Annotated in this window: 5 protein-coding genes; all 5 read right to left on the bottom strand. The window is 60.9% G+C overall.

Going from position 1 to position 9,271, the window contains the following annotated elements:
• Positions 1–1,713 (bottom strand): diguanylate cyclase domain-containing protein (locus tag CDI09_RS13595; protein ID WP_110571360.1); only part of this gene is annotated, 1,713 nt, incomplete at its 3' end.
• Between the two features lie 23 nt (positions 1,714–1,736).
• Positions 1,737–2,363 carry a Crp/Fnr family transcriptional regulator gene (locus CDI09_RS13590; protein ID WP_078523706.1) on the bottom strand — a complete coding sequence of 209 codons (627 nt, stop codon included), beginning with the start codon at positions 2,361–2,363 and terminating at the stop codon, positions 1,737–1,739.
• A 933-nt stretch (positions 2,364–3,296) separates the two neighbouring features.
• Entirely contained in the window at positions 3,297–4,619 is a 1,323-nt protein-coding gene (locus tag CDI09_RS13585) for an ATP-dependent DNA helicase (RefSeq protein WP_078523705.1), read from the bottom strand.
• Positions 4,620–4,972: 353 nt separating this feature from the next.
• On the bottom strand, positions 4,973–6,076 hold the full coding sequence (locus CDI09_RS13580; protein WP_078527542.1) for an N-acetylglucosamine-6-phosphate deacetylase: 1,104 nt from the start codon (positions 6,074–6,076) through the stop codon (positions 4,973–4,975).
• 404 nt (positions 6,077–6,480) lie between these two features.
• Positions 6,481–9,036, bottom strand: coding sequence for an EAL domain-containing protein (locus tag CDI09_RS13575; protein ID WP_078523704.1), 2,556 nt, complete (start codon positions 9,034–9,036; stop codon positions 6,481–6,483).
• Positions 9,037–9,271 lie beyond the last annotated feature (235 nt).

Genomic DNA, 9,271 nt, shown 5'->3' with positions numbered 1-9,271 from the left:
CGCGCGGTTGCGGAAATGCACGGCAGACAGGTTCACGGCCACGGTGGGCACATGCACGCCGTCGCGGTCCCATTTCACGATCTGGCGGCAGGCCTCGAGTAGCGACCAGCGGCCAATGGCCTCGATCTGGCCGGTTTCTTCCGCCACGGCAATGAAGCGCGAGGGGAAGATGTTGCCCAGGTGCGGGTGATGCCAGCGTGACAGGGCCTCGACGCCGCTGAGCTCAAGCGTATGGGTGCGCACCTGCGGGTGATAGTGCAGTTGCAGCATGCCCTGCGCCAGCGAATCACGCAGCGCCGAGCCAAGCACCAGCCGGTCCTGCGCCACCTGGTTCTTTTCGAGGTTGGCGAAGCGGAAGATGCCGCGCCCGTCCTCCTTCGCCTGGCGCATGGCGGTATCGGCATGGCTGAGCAGGGATTCGCTGTCCGGCCCGTTGGCGGGGAAGGTGCTGATGCCGATCGAGCACGAGATCGAAAGCGTGTTCTGGCCGATCTGGAGCGGGCGGCCGATGGTTTCAAGCAGCTGGTGGGCAATATCCTCGATCTGCTTGCCTTCGCAATCGGGCACCACGACCACGAACTCGTCGCCGCCGGAGCGGCTGAGCACGTAATCCTCCTTGGCGATGGAGCGGATGCGGCCTGCAATCTCGACAAGGAACTGGTCGGCATAGACGTGGCCAAGCGCATCGTTGATATCGCGGAAGCGGTCGATATCGAGCATGAAAATGGCCAGCGTGCGGTTGCCGGGCTGGGCGATAATGTCTTCCATGACGCGATGCAGCGCGCCACGGTTGAGCAGGCCGGTCAGTGCGTCATAGCGGGCAAGCTGGGTCAGATGGGTCTTGGTGGCATGCTGCTCCAGCGCCAGCGCACAGAAGGGCAGGCACGCGCCTACCAGGCGCTGCGGCCAGGCGCCAAGCTGGTTGGGCTCGCGCAGGTACAGCGCAAAGATGCCCGTCACCCGCCCGTCACCGGCCATGACCGGCGCAGCATAGCATGACTGCAGCCCCAGCGAGCGGCACATGGACTGGTAATGATCCCACACGAGGCGACCGGTATAGGAGCCGTTCGCCTTGAGTTTTTCTACATCCGAAGGTGACGGCACGGTGGTTTCAAGCGCATTGCGGATGCGCGGCGGCAGGGCTGAGGTGCAGATCACGCGCCAGGGCTGGTTATCATCAAGCACCAGCAGGGCCGCGACGGAGTTGGGCACGAAGGCTTCAACCTTGCGGCAGATCAGCTCGCCAATATCCTGGATCAGCATGTCGCTGGCCAGCGCCTGCAGCACGTCGTTCTGCAGGATCAGTATCTTGCGCCGCTGGCTCTCCTCCGTGACGTTCTTCATCACACCCATGTAATAGGTGAGCCGCTTGTCCCCCTTGCCGATCTGCACCTTGGACAGCGAGAGTTCGCCACAGATATATTCCCCATCCGCACGGGTGAATTCCACCTCGCGCGATGTGCCGACAATGCGGTTATGCCCGGTCTCGCGATTACGGTCGATGTAGCGATCGTGCTCGTGGCGCAGGCGGGTGGGCACCAGGCAGTCGACATTGCGGCCAATCACGTCGGCCCGCGGCATGCCCCACAGGGATTCCGCCGCCTGATTATAGAAAATGATCTCGTTTTCCTGCCCGATGATAACGGTTGCATCAATGGCCTGTTCAAGGGCTGGAAGAAGGATTTCTGTGGTGAGGGCTGTGATGTTGGACATCGTCATGCGGTCTTTCTTCGCTGTCATTCAGAATGGGCCACGATCGCCCTCAAGCGGTCAGGGTCGAGAATATGGATGGCGCGGCGCTCGCGGGAGATAAGCCGCTCCCGATGGAAGGCACTGAGCAGACGGCTGACGGTCTCGGTTGTCAGGCCAAGGAAATCGGCCATGTCCGCGCGTGAGATGGCCGGGTCAACGGGCCAGAGTTCACTCGACCCCATGCGTGTGCCCTGACCGAGCAGAAAGGTTGCCAGGCGCTCGCGTGCGGTCTGGCGGCCAAGCATGAGCAGCCGGCTATGCAGGCTGACCAGAAGCTGGCGTGCGGAGTTCAGCGAAGCCGCGCACGCACCGGGCGATGTTTCATGCAGGTGGCTCATATAAGGTGCGGGCACACACACCACCTGCAGGGTGCGCATGGCTTCGGCGCTGTAGTGGTAGCGGGTGCAGGGATAGGCGGGGAGCACGTCCCCTTTATGGGCAAAACCGATAATCTGCCGGCGCCCGTCAGGCAGTGATTTGAACAGGCGCGCGCCTCCAGCCACCACATGGAAATGCATGCTGGCGGGCATATCTTCCGTCATGAATTCCTGACGTTCGGAAAATGTCCGTTTCGTTCCATCAGAAGACAGGGAAGGCTGCACAAAAGACATCTTAATTTCTTTCTGTTCTCAACACGGTTATGGATGACCTCATTAATGACATATTTCTGCCATAAGTTAATTTGTAAAACACATGCAGAATATCCGATACGGTTTTTATATCCCGGCCTGATAGTTTATACTTTCAGTTAATAGTTAACGGGATGCAAGGCCGTATAGTGTAAGTGTCCGCGGGAGATCGGGACTTCGTCTGCCCCAATATGGTCGTTGCTGGCGCATGACCCACAGCCCCTGCCCTGACCGGAATCAGACACGTATTTCAGCGCCTGTGGCACGCGATCCGTGATCGCACCCGATATGCCATGGGCATGGTTGTGTTATCATTGATTCCGATCATTACGACCGGACTGCTGGCATCCGTCTGGCGGATGAGGCCCATATCCTCCCATGGTGCCCTCAGGAACCGGGATTGCCCTGCCTTCTCCTGTCAGATGCGGGCGGGAAATAACCCGTTATCCGGCACCTGGTGGGTTGCCTCGCCTGTATGCCACGGAGCATGGACTTCCGTGGCGTTCTGCCGCTCCCTGCATGGCCTGTCGGGCCGGGAGCCTGGCCGTGCACACCCGCGTGGTCAGCGTGCAACGGCCCGGACACGCCTGTCAGCGCGCCGTCATGTCTTGCGGAGAATAAGGAAAACGACCAATGCCATGATGTCGGGCCACATGGCCCATGACAGGCAGGTTGTTCATTCCCCTTCCCCATGGTGCAACCATGAGCCTTCACTCTCATGGAGATGATTTAAGATTTTATGAAAGTTTTCTGAAATTTCCAAAATATAAAATATATCGCATATAATATGCATCTTATTGAAAAATCAGGAAATTATTCTGAAAGTCGCGAAAAACCGCCATAATTTTCAAATCGTATCGCAGCGGTCTTTTTTTGAACAACAGGACGTGAACAGTCCTCTATCCGCCCTGCCGTTCACTTCCGGCCAGATGCACCGGTGGGCAGGCCCGTGAGAATCATGGCCGTGGTGGGGCGGGTGGCCGCGACATAAAGCAGTTGCTGTGCTTCAAGCACATTGGTGGCGGCACGGCGACTGATATCGCCCACATCCACGAACACGCGGCCAAACGTACTGCCCTGCGCAGTATGCACGGTCATGGCGTAAACCGCCTGAAGCCGCCCGATGCTACGGCGGAAGACAAAGCGGTGCTGCCAGCGCGCGCGCTCAAGGGCGGCCTCGCGCTTCAGGCGCTGCTCGATCGTGCCCATGTTCGCGCCGGGGCGCAGGATGGCCACCGGCGTTTCATCGCCCGCCAGTGTGCGCAGCACCACGTCATATACCGGCAGGTCAGTGGTCCATCCGGGCACCTTTGAGGTGGCGGGAAAGGCATGGCGCAGCACGCCAGGGCGGATATCGGCAATTTCCGCCTCCTCATTGGTGGCCACCATCACGCGGCGACCTTCCACATCCATGACCGGAACACGGGCAATCACGCGCTCGCCCACCACAAAGGGCATGGGCGTCTCGCCCCCATGCACCCACCGGCGCACGGTGCGGTTGACAGCAGCCACCCGCGCATTGGTCCAGCACAGGTAACGGAACGCATCGCTATCGGCCTTAAAGGCATCGGAGGTGAAAGCACGCTGCATCCATGCATCAGGCGCGCGGGGCACGAACAGGCCGGCGCCCTCATGGTGGCTGGCGCGACACCATGACCAGTCCAGCGGGCCGCCCTGACTTTCGCGGATGGCGGTGGCGGCGGCCACCAGCGGGTTGTCCGCCGCCTGCCGCACCACGGTTTCGAGGTGTGAGGCCGAACGGATGGCGAAGGACGGGCTGATCGCCTCGCCCACCGGTGGCAACTGCGCCGGGTCGCCCACAAACAGTACGAAGCGGTCGGGCACGAGGTCACGCACCCAGCGCATGAGTTCAGAACCGACCATGGAACATTCATCAATGATGATGACATCCGCCGTAATCGGCTCGGGCCGATCGGCGCGCTGCAACACCTCGCGCCCATCCTGCGCGCCGGGCTGGAGCGAGAGCACGTTATGAATGGTGCGGCAGGGCGCAAGTTTGCCCACCCGTGCCTTGAGCACGGCGGTGGCCTTGTGGGTGGCGGCGGTAAACACTACATCCGCCCCCTGCCTGTGCAGCGCACGGGCCACCTGCTGCATGAGCGTGGTCTTGCCCGTGCCTGCGTAACCGGTCAGAAGATGCGTGGCCGAGACCCCGCGCGCGGCCAGGATTTCAGCCAGCGCACGCTCCTGGCACGCGGTCAGGACCGTGCGGGACATGGAATGCCAGATCCTTTGGTGTAGCGGGACGGGCGCATCGGGAGATAAAGCATTCCTTCAGGGCGGATCATGGATGAGGCAGTATTAGGCCGCCCCCTTCAAACGGGCCAGCACAAATGCACGGCTGATGGATGAAATGCCCCGATACCCCATGAAGAACGGACATAGCCAGACTCAGCACGATCCCCCCGTTACGCTGAACCGCGCCTGATGAAAGGCGTTAGCCGCATGATATCCCCATCACACTGCGTTGAAACCGGCGCTGGTCATGCGTTGCACGGGGCACGTTCACCGCGCTTTCATGCCCATCCCCCACCGGCTTCCCGCACCATGCCTGACACCATGACCGGCCATCAGGCGCAACGGCGACCGTTCACCCACACTTCCTGCACGCTCAGGTCAGCCCCCATTACCACAAGATCGGCCCGGCGGCCGGGCATGAGCACGCCACGGTCATGCAGGCCCAGCCAGTTGGCCGCATGAGTGCTGACCAGTGCCGCCGCCTGTGGCAGCGAAGCCCCCGCCTGCATGGCGTTACGCAGCGCCTGGTCCAGTGTCAGCACGCTGCCCGCCAGCGTGCCATCGGGCAGCCGCGCCACGCCATCCGCCACCGTCACGTTCTGGCCACCGAGTTCACTCGGACCATCCCCCGCTCCGGTGCCGCGCATGGCATCGGTTACAAACACCAGCCGGTTCCCCATGACCCGATGCGCCAGCCGGAACAGCGCGGGATGGACATGGTGGGTGTCAAACACCATCTCGGCATAGGCCATGTCACTGCACAGCAGGGCCGTCGCTGCTCCCGGCTCACGCGCCATGACCGGAGGCATGGCGTTGAACAGATGCGTGCCCCCTGCCGTGCCGCCCATGCCGCAGATACGGCATATGGCCCGCTCCGCCTGCTCGTAACCCGCCAGCGTATGGCCGATATTGATCCGTATGCCCGCATTGACGAATTTCTGGATGGCGGCATCGGCGTGCTCAAGCTCCGGGGCCAGCGTCACGACCTTGATGGCGCCGGTCTCGATCACCGCGCTTACCCGCGCGGGCGTGGGCAACACGGTAAAGGGCGGCTGCGCGCCACGCCTGTGCGGGTTGATGAACGGCCCTTCAAGATGCGCGCCGGGAACGCTGGGGCCGCTATAAATGCCAAGATGCATGACATCGGCCACCGCATGCAGCGCCGCCATCACGTCAATCCACGGGGCGGTGATGGTGGTGGGAAACAGGGTGGTCACGCCATGCGACAGATGGAACATGGCCAGATGGCGGATGGCATCCACCCCATCCATCATGTCAGCCCCGCCGCCGCCATGCACATGCCCATCGATAAAGCCGGGCAGGATGTAGCGGTCCGGCACAAGAGAGAGCGGACGCACATCGGTAATGGCCGTATCAAATACGACACGCCCCGGCATGACCCGGTCTGGCAGTACGATGTGGCCATCAATATTCACGATGCGGCGTTCCCTATCCTGCAATGGTGTGAAGGCGTTATGCCCTGTTAACCCACTACATCCTGAAAGGCCATATGTTGTGTGGCACTGCCAAAAATAAAATCAGAATAAGATACGTATCAGATACAATAAACATCCCGCGTGTAAAGCATACAGCGTTACATGAAATGACCGGATGCCATCATGATGCCTGCTTTTATATACGCAAAAGCACATGTCATGCGCCCGGAGCGTCCGGGCGGGTCTCATATCCGCCAGAAATCAGAACCTCTTCCGTACCACATTCATGGTTCTGATGCCGTATGATCCAGCTTGGTCTCATACCCCGCAAGCGCCCTGACTTGTCTGGCAGCAGGAAACAGCACGGAAAACCCACCCTGTCGCCCGCCATGACCATCAGGCGCTCAGTTCACCACGCCGCCTGACTGATAGGCGGAAAGCCAGGCGGCCAGTTCCTCCGCCGGCAGTGGCTTGGAGAACATGTAGCCCTGCAGCACATCACAATCCATATCGGCCAGCAGGCGGCGCTGTTCTTCATGTTCCACGCCTTCGGCCACCACGGTCATGCCCAGGCTCTGGCCAATGCGTACCACGGCCATCACCACCGCGCGCACCTTCTCGATGCTTTCCAGCCCGGTCATGAAGCTGCGGTCGATCTTGACCTCGTTGACCGGCAGGCCAGCAAGGTTGGACAGGCTGGAGAAGCCGGTGCCAAAATCATCCATCGACATGCCAACCCCCATTTCACGCAGCTTCTGGGCCACGCGGATGGTGCGTTCGTAATTGTCGATCATGGTGCTTTCGGTAATTTCTATCGTCAGGCTCTCGGGCGGGATTCCGGTCTCGGCCAGCAATTCGGTCACGAACTGCGGCAATGTTTCATCACGGAAATGGAGCGGCGAAAGGTTGACCGAAACCACCGGCACCTCCACCCCGTCGCGAATCCACTGCGCCATCTGGCGGCAGGCCGCGCGCAGCGACCATTTGCCGATAGCCTCGATCTGCCCGGTTTCCTCCGCCACGGTAATGAAGCGCGCGGGCGAGACAAAACCCAGCGAGGGGTCGATCCAGCGCGACAGCGCCTCCACGCCATAAAGCTTGCCGCTCCTCGCATGCACCTGCGGCTGGTAGAACAGACGCAGCCGGTCATGGGCAATGGCATCACGCAGGGCAGCGGCCAGAATAAGGCGGTCACTGGCCTGCTGGTTCATGCGTGGGCTAAAGAAGCAGCAATGTCCGCCCCCGTTCGCCTTGGCCTGGAACATGGCGGTCTCGGCATTCTTGAGCAGGGTGTCGCCGTCCTCGCCATTTTCAGGGTGAACGGCCACGCCAAGGCTGGCCGAGAGGCTGACCGGCACATCGCCAATATGCGATGGCACGGCCAGCACGCGCAGGATATTGGCGCTGAGCGTGGAGGCATGCTGCTGCTCGCCATTGGTCACGATGGTGAACTGGTCGCCGCCGCTACGCACCAGCGTGTCATCTATGCTCAGCACCTCACGCAGCAGGCCGGCAATGCGGGCGATCAGGTCATCACCCGCCGTATGGCCAAACACGTCGTTGATATGCTTGAAATTGTCTATGCCCACGGTCACGAGCATGAGGTTGCCCCGCACGGCGCGGCGCAGCATGCGCGGCATGTTCTGGCGCAGCCAGCGGCGGTTGGGCAGGCTGGTGAGCAGGTCAAAGTCGGACAGGCGGTTGATATGCTCCTTCGCCTCGTGCCGCTCTATGGCCAGGGTGCACAGGTGCAGGCTGGTGGCCACGGCCTTCTGGCAGGCGGCATCAGGCAGCGAACTGGTGCGCGAGTAGCAGGTGAACACGCCCGCCACCCGGTTGTTGCGCAGGATGATGGGCGTGGCGCGCGCGGCCTTGATGCCGTTATGCAGCGTCTGCTCGCGCATGTGCTGCCAGCGCGGGTCATGCGCGATGTCCGGGCTTTCGGCCACGCTTCCAGTACTCGCGGCAACGCCCGAGCAGGCGGCATCGAGGCCTATGGGCAGCGTGTCATACAGCTTGACCAGCGAGAGCGGCAGGCTGGCGCGACCCTTGCATTTCAGCCGGTCGTCCTTTTCCACCAGATAGATAGCGGGCATGACATCGGGGATGTAATGCTCGATGCGGCGGCAGATGAAATCCATGACCTCATGCAGGCCAAGATCGCTTGAAATCGCTTCCAGCGTGTCGCGTTGCAGGCTGTCAAGGAAGTGCTGCTCGGTAATATCGGTCAGCACCACCACGATGTTCTCGATCTCGCCGCTGTCATTGAACACGGGATTCATGGCCGCCGAAACCCAGATATCGCGGCCACTGGCATGGCGGGCGCGGATATCGAGCGTGAAGCCCTTGGCGTTGCGCGCACCCTCATGCAACTGGTTGAGAATGCCGATATCGGTCGTATCGCCCGCGAGGATGACCGACAGGCCATGCCCCGTCACCCGCTCCGCGCCAAAGCCGAACATGTCGCTGAAGGCGCGATTGACATAGATGATGCGGAATTCGGGGTCGAGAATGGCCACGCCACGGTCAGTCTCGCGCACCACGAGCGAGAGCAGGCGGATCTTCTCACGGTCATCGACTTCCTGCGAAATATCGCGGATCAGCGCCATGTACCCGATCTTGCCATCCACCGCGATGCGCGACAGCGAGAGATTGGCCCAGAAGGTCGTGCCATCGAAGCGCTCGACACACACCTCACGGCTGGTGCCGACAATCTTGTTGATTCCGGTCTCGCGGTTGTGGCGGATCAGGTCATCATGGGTGGAGCGGATATTGCGCGGCACCAGCACGTTAACATTGCGCCCGATCACATCCTGCCGCGAACAGTGCCACAGGCCTTCCGCCGCCTTGTTGAAAAAGGTGACGGTGTTATGTTCATCAATCAGGACAACGCCAAGAATGGTCTGTTCCAGCGCGGGCAGGACGGTTACCTGCATGTCGTCTATCATGTCGCGGGGCATCTGGCTGTAGGTCTCCGGCTGGCTGAAAGCGAACGGGGGTAAGGCTGAAATCGTGACACCTGATTTTATGTTCCGGGCCACTGTAATAAGTGACAGCCAGCATGATGTTTCATACACACGCCTGTGTTAATAAAGAGTATATGCCATGTCGTATAAAATATTGTACAAATCATGCATGTAATTAACAGAGTATATACAGGCCCGACGGGCGGCACGTGGGGCGTAAGCATCCAGG

This window comes from Komagataeibacter nataicola (assembly GCF_003207795.1).
GTDB classification, from domain to species: Bacteria; Pseudomonadota; Alphaproteobacteria; order Acetobacterales; family Acetobacteraceae; genus Komagataeibacter; species Komagataeibacter nataicola.
Note: the sequence above shows the minus strand (reverse complement) of the source record. Positions and strands in the feature narration are given on the sequence as shown.